Genomic DNA, 14,462 nt, shown 5'->3' with positions numbered 1-14,462 from the left:
AATTGGTAGAGAACGCTCTACGCCGGATTTATGGACGGCGGGAGCGTTCTTTTTTGGATCATCGGACGAACCTGCGAATAGAGCGACCGTCCCCGTGGCAGGATACTGCTAGAACTAGCATAAGGAATGCTCCGGTGGAGAACCGGTTTATTTTTTTCAGGCGGGGGCTTGCGTATGAAGGGGATATCACGGAGATGGCCTACGTATAAATATCGGTTAGGGAAGGTCATCGGCGGCCTGCTAGTTACGGTAATCCTGGCGTCATGCGGGATCAACGAAGCGAGAACGCCGGAGCAGTGGTTTGACTTCACCTGGTCCGGACTGGCGGGCTGTGATACGTTGACCTTTCGCGGCTTAGCCGCCCTGCAGCGTGGAAATGGGCAAGGGCTGGAGGAGAGCTTCAGTTATACGGGACGTCTTCAAGAGCATAAAGAATTAAGTATCCGAGGCGAACCTGTGAGTCAACGGGGAGGTCACCTAGCAGGTCATCTGCAAACGGCGGGGCTCGCACAGCCGAACGGCTGGGAAGCCAAGCTCCGGTTAGAGCACGGGAACTGGCAGGTGCAATCCGATGACCACAATGCGCTGCTGCAAGGGGTGGTTCGTCTAAACCCGCTGGAACAACTAGAGGAAATCCGAATGGCCGCTAAGAAAAAGATCACTTCCGAAAGCGGCGCAGCACGAGGGACCAAGGTCCTTCGAATCGAGATGGATCCGGCCGAGGCCACCATTCGGCTAAAGGATCGCTTGCTGTCGGAAATGGAGCTTACGCGTGAAGCAGGATTGGCGAAGTTAGAACAGGTGTCGGCTTCACAGCAAGAGCAGCTGCGGGATGAGTTATCGCAGATCTGGACGACGGGCAGCAAGCAGTTATCTGTCATGCTTGAGCAGATGAAAGCGACCGTCGTCTACCATTTGACGATTGATCGCAAATCGGGATTCCCTTCCAGGCTGACCTCAGAGACCACACTAAATTACTTGTCCCCAAAAGGTGTGCCGCAGCGGGAGGTGCTGCGAACCGATAACCGGTTTGGGGGTTATCAGTAGGGGGAATGACTTCCTAGGTCAGGCTGACTTTCCGACCCTATCGTGCTACAATAAAGCAGAAGAATTAACCAATGGTTAAACCAACGGGGTGTTTGGACGGCCGGCACGGGTTGTAAATGCCAAATCCCACAACGAATATTGAGGAGAGTGTGAAGCCAGATGCGAGATCCTAGAATTCAGAAGCTGGCGGAAAACCTAGTTGGTTATTCCGTTAATGTACAACCGGGAGAGAACGTCCTGGTTGAAATGATTGGCGATGAACGCGATTTGCTGAAAGCGGTCGTGGAAGAGGTTGGTAAGAAGGGCGGGAACGCTTTCGTCGAGATTACGGACCGCGCTGTGCAACGTGCACAGTTAAAATACGCTACGGAAGACGGCATCAAAACGTGGGCAGAATACGATTTGAAACGGATGGAAATGATGGACTGTTACATCGGCATTCGTGCGGGTTCTAACGTCAACGATCTGTCCGACGTACCCGAAGATAAAATGAAGCTGTACAATTCGCTTTATTCCCACCCAGTACATAGCGAACAACGGGTAAAACGTACGAAATGGGTGGTTCTCCGTTATCCGAATGCCAGCATGGCTCAATTGGCCAATACGAGCACGGAAGCGTTCGAGGATTTCTATTTTGACGTATGTAACCTGGATTATGCCAAAATGGATCGGGCGCAAGACGCCTTGGCCGATCTGATGAACCGAACGGACAAAGTCCGGATTGTTGCCCCAGGCACCGATCTGACCTTCTCGATTAAAGATATTCCGTCGGTTAAATGCTCCGGTCAGAAAAATATTCCGGACGGGGAAGTATATACAGCTCCGGTTCGCGATTCCGTAAACGGCACGATCAGCTACAATACAGCAACGCTGTATAACGGAATTACGTTTGAGAATATTAAATTCCGGTTCGAGAACGGTAAGATCGTTGAAGCTACAAGCAACGACACGAAACGGATGAACGAGATTCTGGATTCGGACGAAGGGGCAAGATATATCGGGGAGTTTGCGATCGGATTTAACCCTTATATTTTGCATCCGATGAAGGATATCTTGTTCGACGAGAAAATTGCGGGCAGCCTTCACTTTACCCCAGGTCAAGCTTATGAGGAGGCCGACAACGGCAACCGTTCCTCGATTCACTGGGATCTTGTGTTGATCCAGCGTCCGGACTACGGCGGCGGAGAAATTTATTTTGACGATGTGTTGATCCGCAAGGACGGCATTTTTGTGCTGCCTGAGCTGGAGGGGTTAAACCCGGAAAACCTGAAGTAATCCGAAATCCTCCTTGCTAGGAAAGCGGATTCAATGTATGATTGAAGTATGTTATTTCCAATGTTAAAGACGGAGGGATCCTATGGCCACGAACAATGAAGCGGTAGTCGAAATTGCCCAAACAGCAGGCAAGTTCACGTCTTCCATTGTGCTCCAAGCGGACAATAAGTACATTGATGTAAAAAGTATCCTCGGCCTCTTCACCACACTCGTAAATACGAAGAGCTATGAGCTCCACGTTCACGGACCGGATGCGGAAGAAGCGAAGAAAGCCGTAACCGAAGTGTTTGCCAAACACGGGTTGGACGTCAAAGTTGTTGCTGATTAATGTCAATGAGAAACACTCCCAACTTAGGTTGGGGGTGTTTTTTAATGCCTGCGAACAGCGGTGTTCAGCGGTTTTTCATAGATAGGTTAATTTAAGCAGGTTCTTGTATTGACCCTCGATTTCGTCTAATATTAAGAATAGAGATGAATGGTAGGCGATTTTGGACATAGGGGGGAAGAAGCATGACTTCATCTGAGTTGCAGGAGCAACTAAACCTGAAGGCACTTAATCTTCTGAAAGAAGATGCAGATAAAATTGAGAAGCTGATCGAAGTACAGATGGAGAACTTGGCCACACGTTATTGCCCTCTCTATGAGGAAGTGCTGGATACCCAGATGTATGGATTCTCCAGACAAGTAGATTACGCGATTCGCGTCGGACTTATTCAAGAAACGGTAGGGAAACAAATCCTCAGCAGATTGGAACGTAACTTGGCCTCGCTGTATGAAGCCATGAACAATAGACAACAGTAAGGCGTTTGCTGTTGCTGCGAAATAATACAAGCGTATGCTTCGGAAGTTGCCGAAGACATACGCTTGTTTTTGTTGTTGGAGGTTATACAAGATAAAACGAGACGCCGAGAATGATATACACTGCCAGCAGCAGCACCCCTTCAAACCAGTTGGTTTGGCCGTCCTGCGTGATGGACTTGGCGATAAACACCGAGACGCCAATCGCGGCTAGCTCGATGACGGTAAATACGATATCCATCGGGTTGCCAAACAGATGGCTGACGAAGATCAGCACCGGAGCCACGAACAAAGCGATCTGCAAGCTGGAACCTACGGCGATTTCTACAGCTGCCCCGATTTTGTTCTTCATCGCCAGCATGATGGCCGCGCTGTGCTCGGCGGCATTCCCGACAATCGCAACGACGAAGGCCCCGACGAACAACTCGCTCAGACCGAAATCGGCGGTCAGGGTGTCCAGCGTATGTACCAACCATTCGCTGACGAACGCAACCATCACAGTAGCAATCACCAGGTATATAATCGACTTCCCTTTGGACCAGGTGGGGGCATGTTCATGCGGAAGCTCTTCTGCGTCCTTCTCGCTGATATCTGCCAGATGATTCTTGTGCGTAATCATGGAGAAGATCAGCCAGAGGATATAGGCGACAATAAGTACGCCAGCGACAACCAAACTGAGCGTGGAACGATCCTCCTCATGCAGCACATGGGTTTGCAGGAAGATCGCTGGGACGAACAAGGCGATGATCGCTACAATCATCAGCGAGCCGTTCATGCCGGCTAACGTGACGTTATATTTTTGCACCTTGTGCTTTAAACCTCCGGCAAACAAGCTAAGTCCAAGCACGAGCAGCAGGTTGCCGATGATCGACCCGGTAATGCTGGCCTTCACCATGTCGAACAACCCTTCGCGGACCAGCATGATGGCGATAATTAATTCGGCCGCATTCCCGAAGGTAGCGTTCAGGAAGCCGCCCAGCCGTTGACCCGCGTAATGCGCGACGCTCTCCGTTGCCCGGCCGAGAAAGCCCGCCACAAGGATGACGGCGATCGCGGAGATGATAAATTCAAGCGTTGCTGACCAATGCGCGTAATGACCAATGGCGCTGAGTGCAAAGAAAATCAGCAGCAAAGCAGGTGAGATCAACTTTTTCATGGTACACCTCGAGTTAGTCATTTTTTGGCAAAAAACTGAACGTAACAATTTTACTCAAAATTAGACGAAAGGTCTACATTTGCTTTAATCCGACTTCCGATTTACAATGAAATTAATGAGGTTGAAGGAGGAATGACCATGACCGAACAACTGCAGTTGGATAACGGGCTAATTCGGATTTCTGATGATGTTGTCGCCAAAATCGCCGGAATGGCTGCGCTAGAGACACCGGGGATCGCCGCGATGTCCGGTGGGTTGTCCGAAGGTTGGGCTAAACGGTTAAGCGGCAAAAATGTGCAAAAGGGCGTCACGGTCGAAGTAGGTCAATTGGAGGCAGCAATCGACCTGCGAATTATCGTGTTATATGAGACCCCCATCCACGAAGTTTGCCGGATGCTTCAGCAAAATGTTCGAGAAGCGGTAGAGAGCATGACAGGACTTAAAATTGTAGAAGTGAATGTAAAAGTCGAGGGCGTGGCGTTTAAGGACGATGAAATCTGATCGCCCCTTCCTTGACCTTCTGCAGCATACCTGAGTTTCGCTTTCGGCCTCGAATGACCGGATTGCTGGCATATGCTTAAGCATAAAGAAGACTACGGAGAATCCCTCCGTAGTCTTCTTTTATTAGCTTTAAATTATAAGCCGCGCCGGGCTTCTCTGCGCAGTTCGAACGGCGTTGGTTCGCGAATGATCACCGATTTCGTGCGCTCCTGCTTCATCGGCAGAGAAGATTCCCGCGAAATGCTAAGCACGATGCCCATCGAGACCATCATCACAAGCAACGAAGAGCCGCCGTAGCTGATGAAGGGCAAGGTAACACCAGTCACCGGAATCGTATTGGTGACGCCGCCGATATTCACGAACGCCTGGATGGCGATCAAGCCCATGATCCCAACCCCAACTAACGTGCCAAAGGTGCTTTGGCAGCGCAGCGACACGAGCAGTCCTCGCCATATGAAATAAATATAAAACAGTAAAAAGATCAACGTACCGATAAATCCAAATTCTTCGCCAATGACGGAGAAAATAAAATCGTTATACGCATTCGGCAAATAATGCAGCTTCTGAATGCCTTGTCCAAATCCCGTACCGGTTAGTCCTCCATGGCCAATCGCAGTGAGCGATTGTATCAGGTTGTAGCCGGTTCCTTGCGTATCATGCCATGGGTCGAGGAAGGCTTCGATCCGGCCCATCCGGTAATCGCTGCTTGCAGCAACGGTGGGATCGGGTGGATTGATCTTGTCCCACAATGCTTCGACACCCAGCACAATGCTGGCACCTAAGATGAGCAACCCGATGGAACCGAGAATGTGCTTCAAATTCGCGCCGCCGGCGAAAATAATCAGCCCGGCGGTAGCCACAAGAATGAGACAAGAGCCAAGGTCAGGCTGGAGCATGATCAAGCCGGCGACAAAGCCAACGATGACCATGACCGGGATATACCCGGTTCTTAGATCCCGGAACCGCTCGCCTTTCTTGGAAATGAGGGCCGATAGGTACAAAATCGTCGTGATTTTAGCCAGCTCCGTTGGTTGAATCCCGAGCGTGCCGATCGTGAACCAACTCGTCGCGCCATTGATGCGTCCGCCGATAAACGGGACGAGCAGCAGCATAATGATGGCCAGGATGAACACAGGGATAAACAGCTTCTTATATTTCTCGTAGGGGATATTCATCGTCACGAACATGCCGACTAACCCGATTATGGCGAATATAATCTGCCGTTTCGTAAAATACATCGGGTCATAACCAAATTTGGCATCAACCAGCGTGATGCTGGAGCTGGAGCTGAACACCATGACGATTCCGAAACCGGCCATCAGCAAGGTTAAGATGAGCAATTGGAAATCGGGGGCTCCGCGTCTTGGTTTCTCTGTGCCTTCTTTCATCGCGTTACCGATTAGGCCTCAAGAAGTTCCTTTAATTCCGTCAACTTATGATTGGCGGTCTTCATGACCATCGCAGGAATCTCCGATTCATACTCCAAGCCGTGCGGAAAAGTGGCCCGCCCCATATAGACCGCTTCGATGGCCAGTACCGTGTCTGGACGTTCCAGTTTGCCTTCGACTACCCGCGTATTGATGCGGAGGTAATAGTCGCTGTTATTATATTCGATTTTATAATCGTATGTAGCGCGGTAATATTCCCATTGCCAACGGATGAAGCCTACCTTCTCCGCAGCTTCGTCTAAGTATGCCAAATCGCTTTGCAGTCCGTCCAATCCGGTATTTTCTACGATCATTGTAAAGAGTGCCCCCTTCAAAATATTGATCCAAAGTTCACGGTTCGATTTAAATGTGAACTTTTTTCATCAAAGTTATCACACTTATCCCCATGATATTATGTTTCCATCGGTTGTGCAAGCATGGGAAAACCTCGCAAATCGGCGCCTTTCCTTAATGTAAATCTGAACGAGTCACCCATTTTCTGCTACAATAAGCTAAACGAGATCGTGGAAAGAGGAGTGGGACGATGGAGGAGAAGCTGTTAAGCGATTTGTTTCCATCCATGGTGGAGCGGCGGCGTTATTTTCACCGCTATCCAGAGCTTTCCTTCATGGAAAAGGAGACCTCGGCGCTGATTGCCGATAAGTTACGGGAGCTGGGGATCGAAACGACCACTAATGTCGGCGGGTTTGGCCTTGTAGCCCGCATCCGGGGAGAGCTTCCTGGCAAAACGGTGGCGCTTCGGGCGGATATGGACGCACTGCCGATCCAGGACGAAAAAACATGCGAGTACGCTTCTCAGCACCCCGGCGTGATGCACGCCTGCGGTCATGACGGCCACACCGCTACACTACTGGCACTCGCGGAATATTACAGCTGCACAAAAGCGAAGCTGCGCGGGGAGATCCGCCTAATCTTCCAGCCGGCCGAAGAGGTATGCCCGGGAGGGGCCAAGTCGATGATCGAGGAAGGTGCGCTGGACGGGGTAGACGTCATTTACGGGGTACACCTGTGGACACCGATTCCAGTCGGCACGGTAGCGAGTGCGCCGGGGCCGCTGATGGCTTCGACCGACGAGTTCTTCATCGATGTGCAGGGGCGCGGCGGGCATGGCGGCATGCCGCATAAAACGGTGGACAGCGTGGTGGCCGCTTCGGCCCTTGTGCTGCAGCTGCAAAGCGTGGTGAGCCGCTCGGTGGATCCGCTGGACCCGGCCGTGGTGACGATCGGCTCGATCCAAGGCGGGACGGCGCAGAACATCATCGCCGACCGCTGCAGACTGTCCGGCACGGTCCGCTGCTTCCGTGAGGAGACGCGGGAGCTCATCCGCGAACGGATTCATGCGTTAGCCCAGAACACGGCGGAAGCTTACGGCGCAAAGGCGCAGATCAACTATATGATGGGGTACCCAAGTTTAGTGAACGATGAAGGGGAATACGAACGTTTTCGGAAAGTAGCTCCGGAGGTGTTCGGACTGCGGGCTGAGTTGTCGCCGAAGATCATGCCGGCGGAGGATTTTGCCTATTATTTGCAGCAAGTCCCAGGCTGCTTCATGTTTGTTGGGGCGGGCAATCCCGGCAAAGGCGCGATGTATCCGCATCATCATCCCAAATTCGATATTGACGAAGATGCGATGCTGCATGCGGCGGGGCTGCTGGCGGCGATGGCGGAATCCTATCAGAACGACCGCGCATAATCGGCTTCCCACTTTGGAACCCTATGTCCAAAGGAGGGATTTATGTTGAGAAAAGTCAGCGAGATTATGACGAAGAACGTCGTTACTGTGTCGCCGCAGGATAATGTATATGAAGTAGCGGTGAAAATGAAAGAGAACGACACGGGCTTCATTCCGGTAGTGGAAGGCGGAGATAAGCTGATTGGCGTCATCACAGACCGGGATTTGGTGATCCGTGGAATCGCCGAGAAGCGTCCCGGCTCGACGGCGGTTACCGAAGTGATGACCAAAGGGATCAAGACCGCTACCCAAGAGATGTCGGTAGACGAGGCCGCAGAACTGATGGCCGAGCAGCAAATCCGCCGGCTCCCGGTATGCGAAGGGGACCGTTTGATCGGGATCGTATCGCTTGGCGATTTGGCGGTGCGTAATATTTTTGCCGACAACGCCGGGGAGGCTCTGTCTGAAATCTCGGAGCAGGTCCATTAATGACGAAAGAGGTAGCAAGCGGGAGAGGTTCGCAGCCTTGGCGGCGGACTTCTCTTTTTGCTGGTTGCAAGAGGCTGATCTAAAGGAGGGCATAACCGATGATAGAAACGGGAGCATGTATCGTTCAGCGAGATTTGACGGTGCTGCTGGAGAAGGAGCATCCCGGCTTCGAAACGGCGCGGGAACAGTTGTCCCATTATGCCGAGTTGGTGAAGAGCCCGGCTTATTATCATACATATCGAATCACTCCGCTCACTTTGTGGCATGCGGCTTCCTGCGGGATCGACGCAGACCGAGTGCTGCAAGAGCTTAGGGCCATGGCCCGATATGGACTGCCGAGCGGCGCAGCCGGGGACATTCGTAACTGGATGGGAAGGTTCGGACAGTTGAAGCTGCGCCCGGTTCCAGATGAAGCGGAGCGATTGGAACTGGAGTATGTTGGAGCGGAAGAAGAGTTTCTGGAGCGTTTATCCCGACAACTGGATTTACCTGCAGGGACCTGGAATTTGGTGGACAAGCATCATCTGCTTCTTTCGGCGGCTTCGCGCGGCAGTTTAAAACGGGAGCTTGCCCGGCTGGGTTATCCTGTCGTGGATGAAGCGGGCTATCACCAAGGCCGCAATCTGAAGTTTGCGCTTCGAGAGGAACTGGAAGGAGGAAGGCCGTTTCGACTTAGACCGTACCAACAGGAAGCAGTCGCTGCATTTGCCGGTAAAGCAGGCGAAGGCGGTAGCGGGGTCGTCGTACTTCCTTGTGGGGCAGGGAAGACCGTAGTAGGCCTAGCTGCCATGGAACGGTTCCAGTGTGAGACACTGATTTTAACCTCCAATGTAACCTCGGTACGTCAATGGATCGCCGAAATTACTTCGAAAACGACTTTACCGCCGGAAGCGGTTGGAGAGTATTCGGGAGAGAAAAAGCAAGTCAAGCCGGTGACGGTTTCAACCTATCAAATCTTGACTCATCGAGCTCGAAAAGAAGACGACTTCAAGCATATGTCCTTGTTCCAAGAACGGGATTGGGGACTGATTATTTACGATGAAGTTCATCTCCTTCCGGCACCGATTTTCCGTGCAACCGCTGATATTCAGGCGACCCGTCGGTTGGGGCTGACCGCCACCCTAGTTCGTGAGGACGGTTGCGAGCGGGACGTCTTCTCCTTGATCGGACCCAAACGGTATGATGTCCCGTGGAGAGCGCTGGAAGAGAGCGGTTTTATCGCCCAGGTCGATTGTCAAGAGATCCGGGTAACGATGCCCGAACCGCAACAGAATCAATACGCCCGCGCAGAAGGGCGGGAGAAGTTTCGAATCGCCGCGGAGAACCCGTATAAGAACGAGATCGTGCGGCGCTTGCTGGACCGGCATCGAGATCGTCAGGTGCTTATTATCGGTCAATATTTAGATCAGCTGCAAAGCATCGCCGCAGAACTCCATGTTCCGCTCATAACCGGAAGTACGCCTCAGGCGGAACGAAGCCGATTGTTTCAGGCATTCCGCGAAGGGGAAATTCCGGTCCTGGCCGTATCTAAAGTAGCTAATTTTGCGGTGGATTTGCCGGATGCGTCGGTGGCGATTCAAATCTCCGGCAGCTTTGGTTCGCGTCAAGAGGAGGCGCAGCGCCTCGGTCGAATTCTGCGGCCGAAGCGAGACGGGGGTAGAGCTTACTTTTATACTCTCGTGTCGGAGAATACTCGTGAACAAGAATTTGCGCTCCGGAGGCAGTTGTTTTTGTTGGAGCAAGGGTATGAGTATGCCGTGCGGCGTGAGCAGGAGGGGATCGAAGCATGAGCGGTCGGTCAGAAATGCCGGCGTACGAAGGTTCTTTGGTAGATGAGCCGGTTCGAGGTCATTTAAACGAAGTGGAGATCGAGGCGCTCCGACTTCTGTTTTGGCGTTACGCAGGACAGCCGTTTCGGCTGGAGCAGGCGAACGTCGCCGCGGCTGGCAGCATGAGTGGGGCTGACGTTCGTGCTGCATTGCCGGTACTCCTGCGCTCCGGGGAGATCGCGGCGGTTCGCAAAGCTTGGGGAGAGAAGCTGTATTACATTCCGCTGGACCGTCAGCTAGACCTGTGGAAGACATGGGGTTATACGGAACTGCGGGAGCAGAACCCGGCGCGTGTGGAACTTGAACGAGAGGCCAAATCTGGATTGGCTTTAGATTTATTCCGCGCTTTGACTTGGATTGCGGGCAATGGATTGCGGATGACGGCGAAAGGGACTATCCATCAGAAGGAACGCAGTAAGCTGGAAGATCGAATTGTACTGAAAGCCGAAGATATCGCAGGTCTGCAGCTTAACTATCCACACCCCGACGTTTATTCTCCGGCGTTAGCGGTCGTTATGGATCTGCTGCTGGCGCTAGGATTGATCGCCAAGGAGAGGGCCGTTTGGCGGACGGATGTACCGGGAATGGCTGCCTGGCTGTCCTTGGACGTCCCCGCAATGAACTTCGTCCTATTGCGCGAGATACTACAGCGCTATGTTCCGGCGGACGTCGGACTGCAGCATGTCGCATTACGACTCACGGCACCGGATTTGAAACGCGGCGTCTGGTATTCGGTGGAGGAACTGCTTGGTTCGCTCCAAGATCAGGGGTTGCTGGGAGCTGGGGGAGGCGACCTGTCGCCGGAGCGCGCTGCTTGGACCGAGGGTTGGCTTGAAGCTTTATGCGGCTTCGGCTGGATGGAGCTTGGCCGCCATCCAGAGGATGGCCTGATGTTCCGTTGGCTGATTGACCGGGAGACTTCTTCGCCTGAGGTTCTCCCTTCACCTCAGTCCTCCCCCTCGGTGAAGGAGAAGCTTATCGTGCAGCCGGATTTTGAGCTGTTGGTTCCGCCGGACGTGCCGTTTACGGTCCGGTTTGAGCTGGAGTTTTGCGCGGAACTGGCTTCGTCCGGCATGATGAGCGTATATCGTCTGACGCGTGCAGGTCTGGAGCAGGCCGGTCGGTTGGGGCGTACGCCGCAGGAGATCTTGCAGTTGCTGGAGGAGCATTCCGCCGGAGTGCCGGCGCCTGTTCGAGACAGCTTGCTCCAATGGGGGCGGGAAATCGGCCGCACGACGCTTACCGAAGTGAAGCTGCTCAGCTGTGCAGATTCGGAAGCTGCGGATCGTATTGCCGACTTGGCATCGCTGGCCGGCAAGCTGGAGCGAATTGGTCCCCTTCATTTTCTTGTAACGTCGGAGAGCGAAGCAGAAGTGATTAAGATTCTGGATAGTGAGCGATTGGCCCCGGCTCAACGGGGCACTTCTGTCCCTGATGATCCGGTGCTTCCGAAGCTTACGGAAATAGAGGTCACCCGGTCAAATGACAAGGAGCAGATCGTGCAGAAGGGGCAAGGTTGGATTTATAAAGGAGCAGATCTGCACTTTTATGAGCAGGAAACCCGCCCGCCAGATGTAGACGAGCTGTTCCCGGGTTTATCGGAGATCCCTGTCATGTGGTGGAAGGAATTACGGCGTTATCACGCTTCGACCGCCCGTGAACTGGTCGAACGAGCTTTGGCCTGGTCTGCCAAGCTCATGCTGCAGATCGGCGGAGATACCGTGGTTTGCGTGCCGCTGGCCATCGTGGAGGGCGAATCGGATTGGCTTGTCAGAGTGCGGCAGGTTCCGTCATCAGCGGCTCAGGAGAAGGACACCTCAGACAAGGAAGTGCAGCTGTCTCCCCGAGATTGGCAAGCGATTCGCCTAATTCTCCCAGCAGGCATACGCAAATGAGAGTCAAGGAAGGATGAACCTCTTCTGCTCGCTAAAGGATTGTGGTATGATAGTGACGTCTACCTATTGGGTGGAACATTAACCGCAAAAGCGAGATGAAAATTCATGAGCGTAGTCGCGAAGAATACGGTCGACATGGCCGAAGTGCTGATCAACGCCTATGAATTGGGCGATATGATAAACCAATCCGCCGCTGTATCCGAATATTTGTATTGGAAAAAGCGCGTGGAAGAAGATAGCGAAATTCAGGCATGGGTCAAGAAGCTGGAAGCTCAGAAGGAGCTGTTCCGGGAAACCGAACGCTTCGGACATTACCATCCAAATTATCACGAAGCCAAGGAGAAAGTGGCCGAGGTGGAGCGAGAGTTAGAGCGTTTCGAGGCAGTTCGGAAGTTTAAAGCTGCTGAGAACGAGCTCGACGATATCCTTCACCAGATGTCGGAAATGATAGCACATGCCGTTTCCGATACGATCAAGGTGCCGAGCAATGATCCGAATCCAAAAGGCGGATGCGGCGCTGGTGGAAGCTGCGGTTGCGGCTAAGCGAGTAAGCAGCCGATCATTCCGGATCATTGTTACCGGAATTTCCAGGTAGTTAAGCCACGGGAGGGGAAAGTCATGTTTCCGGAGCGTACAGGATATATCATATGGGTGAGTGACTTGAAAGCGGCTAGGAACTTAGAAAAATACGGAAGCGTGCATTATCTATCCCGCCGCATGCATTACGTGGTGATGTATGTGAATGCAGATCGAGCGGAAGAGACGATGCGCAATATCCGTAAGTTATCTTATGTTCGCAAAATCGAGCGGTCTTACCGTGGGGAAATCAAAACCGAATACAGCAAGGACGTCCCGGACAAAACCCGCTTCTACGGACTCTAATTGAAGTAGATCAAGCGATTCCGAATGCAAAAAGCCGCGCAGCGAGCAACCGTTGCGCGGCTTTTTTGCGTTTGAACTCTTGCAGATTTTTTTGCGCTAAATATAGTTCTATCGACCCGTTTTTTCTTGGCAAAAAATACTTAAATCTTGTAGAAAATTAGGGATTGTTGTAATATAATAGGTAAAAGAGCATAGTTAAAAAGTCCTAATTATTGGCAAATGACCTACTTTTCTATCCATAAAGACCTATAAAATGCGAGGTGCGGCATGAGAGACAAGGCAACGGAACGCTGGAGAACCTATGAATCCTTCTATATTCAACTAGGGGACAAGAGAGTTGCCGATATCGTAGTAACGAACCATGCCAAGCTCCGATACCAGGACAGAATTGATCGGGATAATGTCGGGTTTGAACAGATTGCCGGATGGGCTTGGGAATGTTTAAAGCAGGGACGCATTACGCCATATTATCGCAAAGAAGAGGACGTCTATTTAGTTGATGACGATCTTGTGATGGTGGCCGAATTTGCGGAAATTCCCGGCGAGTTCGACCTTGCCGGACGCCCGATGCACCGCATGATCATCGTTACCTTTCTTGGACGGATGTCGGAAACCATTGAATTACGTGATCTAAAATCTTATTATTCCTGGCTTCGCCATTCCCGGCGAATGACGCTGATGAAGAACAGTCGCAAGCGCCGCTAAGAGCTGCGGGAATAGGACAGACAAAAACAAGGCTGAAAACGAAAATGAAGATGAAAGCGAAAACAAAGAACGATCTGGAAAGAAGCAGCCGTTAACCGGTCTGCTTCTTTTGACATTTTAGCCTGTTGTGTCAAATCCGATTTCACTGATTTTTCTGCAACTTGAATACGCCCTCTTTCGTTCCCTGACGTTACTCACGTCTACGCTTGTGTAGGGGTGTGAGGGGATAGGGTGTGGTGACGGGCAGAATTATTGTAGTCTCCCACTCCTTTTACACCATTATCCCGTTACGTCAGGTGTTGGAGTAAGTGAAAACTGGGGATCGAAAATGCTCAGAAGTTAAGAAAGCGATAAAGTCATGAAAATAGTTGCAAGGAGCTGATCAGTACGTTTCAAAAAGGCAATTAAGTGGTTTTGCAAAAATATGGCTGACTCGATAAATACGGGTGTCTAAATAAATACATAAGGACAACTCACTAAATATGGAGTGCTCGAAATCCCTCTCGATTAAGCCGCATCCGCAACTGGTGAGATCCCACGACTTGAGATTAACTGACGGTAAGAGAGCGCAGGCGCAGTGAATTAAGCCGCTGTTGCAATGGACGGGTGTTTTTGTCGATGTGTAACTAACTGGTCGTAAGAGATCGCAGGAATGGACGAGCACATCTGCAGCAGGTTTTGGCGCATCTCTTCCTCGGAACAAGTCATGCGCAGGTAACGGCGGACGGTGTACTCATTCAAATACGCCTGCAAATGCGTTATTCC

The 14,462-nt window shown here is 51.8% G+C and carries 15 protein-coding genes and 1 pseudogene; 12 read left to right on the top strand and 4 right to left on the bottom strand.

The window, feature by feature from the left end; translation table 11 throughout:
• Positions 1-174: 174 nt before the first annotated feature.
• From M891_RS0115145 to M891_RS0115130, 4 genes are all read left to right on the top strand, one after another.
• Positions 175-1,047: a hypothetical protein gene (locus tag M891_RS0115145; RefSeq protein WP_028539432.1), complete on the top strand. Its 873-nt coding sequence runs from the start codon at positions 175-177 to the stop codon at positions 1,045-1,047.
• Positions 1,048-1,206: 159 nt separating this feature from the next.
• Positions 1,207-2,322: an aminopeptidase gene (locus M891_RS0115140; protein WP_016311595.1), complete on the top strand. Its 1,116-nt coding sequence runs from the start codon at positions 1,207-1,209 to the stop codon at positions 2,320-2,322.
• An 82-nt stretch (positions 2,323-2,404) separates the two neighbouring features.
• Positions 2,405-2,650, top strand: coding sequence for an HPr family phosphocarrier protein (locus M891_RS0115135; protein ID WP_009225225.1), 246 nt, complete (start codon positions 2,405-2,407; stop codon positions 2,648-2,650).
• Positions 2,651-2,832: 182 nt separating this feature from the next.
• Complete coding sequence (locus M891_RS0115130) at positions 2,833-3,123, top strand: YlaN family protein (RefSeq protein ID WP_009225226.1); 291 nt, start codon at positions 2,833-2,835, stop codon at positions 3,121-3,123.
• An 82-nt stretch (positions 3,124-3,205) separates the two neighbouring features.
• Here M891_RS0115130 and cax read toward each other — a convergent pair whose 3' ends face one another.
• Entirely contained in the window at positions 3,206-4,276 is a 1,071-nt protein-coding gene (gene cax / locus M891_RS0115125) for a calcium/proton exchanger (RefSeq protein WP_028539431.1), read from the bottom strand.
• Between the two features lie 138 nt (positions 4,277-4,414).
• On the opposite strand from cax, the gene M891_RS0115120 reads away from it, so the two are divergent.
• A complete protein-coding gene (locus M891_RS0115120) occupies positions 4,415-4,777 on the top strand; it encodes an Asp23/Gls24 family envelope stress response protein (RefSeq protein ID WP_016311598.1) in 363 nt (120 codons plus the stop codon).
• Between the two features lie 134 nt (positions 4,778-4,911).
• Here the strand turns inward: M891_RS0115120 and ftsW are convergent, their stop codons facing one another.
• Both ftsW and M891_RS0115110 read right to left on the bottom strand, forming a co-directional pair.
• Complete coding sequence (ftsW, locus tag M891_RS0115115) at positions 4,912-6,165, bottom strand: putative lipid II flippase FtsW (protein ID WP_016311599.1); 1,254 nt, start codon at positions 6,163-6,165, stop codon at positions 4,912-4,914.
• Positions 6,166-6,176: 11 nt separating this feature from the next.
• Positions 6,177-6,518, bottom strand: a complete 342-nt coding sequence (locus M891_RS0115110; protein WP_009225230.1) for a YugN family protein — start codon at positions 6,516-6,518, stop codon at positions 6,177-6,179.
• 230 nt (positions 6,519-6,748) lie between these two features.
• Between M891_RS0115110 and M891_RS0115105 the strand changes: the two genes are divergently transcribed.
• The 7 genes from M891_RS0115105 to M891_RS0115075 all read left to right on the top strand — a co-directional run bounded on the left by M891_RS0115105 (position 6,749) and on the right by M891_RS0115075 (position 13,697).
• Positions 6,749-7,918: a M20 family metallopeptidase gene (locus M891_RS0115105; protein ID WP_028539430.1), complete on the top strand. Its 1,170-nt coding sequence runs from the start codon at positions 6,749-6,751 to the stop codon at positions 7,916-7,918.
• 45 nt (positions 7,919-7,963) lie between these two features.
• Positions 7,964-8,386, top strand: a complete 423-nt coding sequence (locus tag M891_RS0115100; RefSeq protein WP_028539429.1) for a CBS domain-containing protein — start codon at positions 7,964-7,966, stop codon at positions 8,384-8,386.
• Positions 8,387-8,484: 98 nt separating this feature from the next.
• A complete protein-coding gene (locus tag M891_RS0115095) occupies positions 8,485-10,176 on the top strand; it encodes a DNA repair helicase XPB (RefSeq protein ID WP_028539428.1) in 1,692 nt (563 codons plus the stop codon).
• Complete coding sequence (locus tag M891_RS0115090) at positions 10,173-12,110, top strand: helicase-associated domain-containing protein (RefSeq protein WP_028539427.1); 1,938 nt, start codon at positions 10,173-10,175, stop codon at positions 12,108-12,110. Before M891_RS0115095 ends, M891_RS0115090 begins: the two co-directional genes overlap by 4 nt.
• A gap of 105 nt (positions 12,111-12,215) precedes the next feature.
• The gene (locus M891_RS0115085; protein WP_016311604.1) at positions 12,216-12,653 is read left to right on the top strand and encodes a YlbF family regulator; all 438 of its coding nucleotides are present in this window, start codon (positions 12,216-12,218) and stop codon (positions 12,651-12,653) included.
• A gap of 75 nt (positions 12,654-12,728) precedes the next feature.
• Positions 12,729-12,992, top strand: a complete 264-nt coding sequence (locus M891_RS0115080) for a YlbG family protein (protein ID WP_009225236.1) — start codon at positions 12,729-12,731, stop codon at positions 12,990-12,992.
• Between the two features lie 267 nt (positions 12,993-13,259).
• Positions 13,260-13,697, top strand: coding sequence for a hypothetical protein (locus M891_RS0115075; RefSeq protein WP_016311605.1), 438 nt, complete (start codon positions 13,260-13,262; stop codon positions 13,695-13,697).
• 582 nt (positions 13,698-14,279) lie between these two features.
• On the opposite strand, the pseudogene M891_RS25575 reads toward M891_RS0115075, so the two are convergent.
• Positions 14,280-14,462: pseudogene (locus M891_RS25575) on the bottom strand (hypothetical protein); the annotation flags it as partial.

This window comes from Paenibacillus sp. J14 (genome assembly GCF_000518465.1).
Classification (GTDB): domain Bacteria; phylum Bacillota; class Bacilli; order Paenibacillales; family Paenibacillaceae; genus Fontibacillus; species Fontibacillus barengoltzii.
Note: the sequence above shows the minus strand (reverse complement) of the source record. Positions and strands in the feature narration are given on the sequence as shown.

What these genes read in the sequence shown, in the direction of transcription:
- M891_RS0115145 (WP_028539432.1), top strand. Translation starts at nt 175, where the DNA reads ATGAAGGGGATATCACGGAGATGGCCTACGTATAAATATCGGTTAGGG.
- M891_RS0115140 (WP_016311595.1), top strand. Translation starts at nt 1,207, where the DNA reads ATGCGAGATCCTAGAATTCAGAAGCTGGCGGAAAACCTAGTTGGTTAT.
- M891_RS0115135 (WP_009225225.1), top strand. Translation starts at nt 2,405, where the DNA reads ATGGCCACGAACAATGAAGCGGTAGTCGAAATTGCCCAAACAGCAGGC.
- M891_RS0115130 (WP_009225226.1), top strand. Translation starts at nt 2,833, where the DNA reads ATGACTTCATCTGAGTTGCAGGAGCAACTAAACCTGAAGGCACTTAAT.
- cax (WP_028539431.1), bottom strand. Translation starts at nt 4,276, where the DNA reads ATGAAAAAGTTGATCTCACCTGCTTTGCTGCTGATTTTCTTTGCACTC.
- M891_RS0115120 (WP_016311598.1), top strand. Translation starts at nt 4,415, where the DNA reads ATGACCGAACAACTGCAGTTGGATAACGGGCTAATTCGGATTTCTGAT.
- ftsW (WP_016311599.1), bottom strand. Translation starts at nt 6,165, where the DNA reads ATGAAAGAAGGCACAGAGAAACCAAGACGCGGAGCCCCCGATTTCCAA.
- M891_RS0115110 (WP_009225230.1), bottom strand. Translation starts at nt 6,518, where the DNA reads ATGATCGTAGAAAATACCGGATTGGACGGACTGCAAAGCGATTTGGCA.
- M891_RS0115105 (WP_028539430.1), top strand. Translation starts at nt 6,749, where the DNA reads ATGGAGGAGAAGCTGTTAAGCGATTTGTTTCCATCCATGGTGGAGCGG.
- M891_RS0115095 (WP_028539428.1), top strand. Translation starts at nt 8,485, where the DNA reads ATGATAGAAACGGGAGCATGTATCGTTCAGCGAGATTTGACGGTGCTG.
- M891_RS0115090 (WP_028539427.1), top strand. Translation starts at nt 10,173, where the DNA reads ATGAGCGGTCGGTCAGAAATGCCGGCGTACGAAGGTTCTTTGGTAGAT.
- M891_RS0115085 (WP_016311604.1), top strand. Translation starts at nt 12,216, where the DNA reads ATGAGCGTAGTCGCGAAGAATACGGTCGACATGGCCGAAGTGCTGATC.
- M891_RS0115080 (WP_009225236.1), top strand. Translation starts at nt 12,729, where the DNA reads ATGTTTCCGGAGCGTACAGGATATATCATATGGGTGAGTGACTTGAAA.
- M891_RS0115075 (WP_016311605.1), top strand. Translation starts at nt 13,260, where the DNA reads ATGAGAGACAAGGCAACGGAACGCTGGAGAACCTATGAATCCTTCTAT.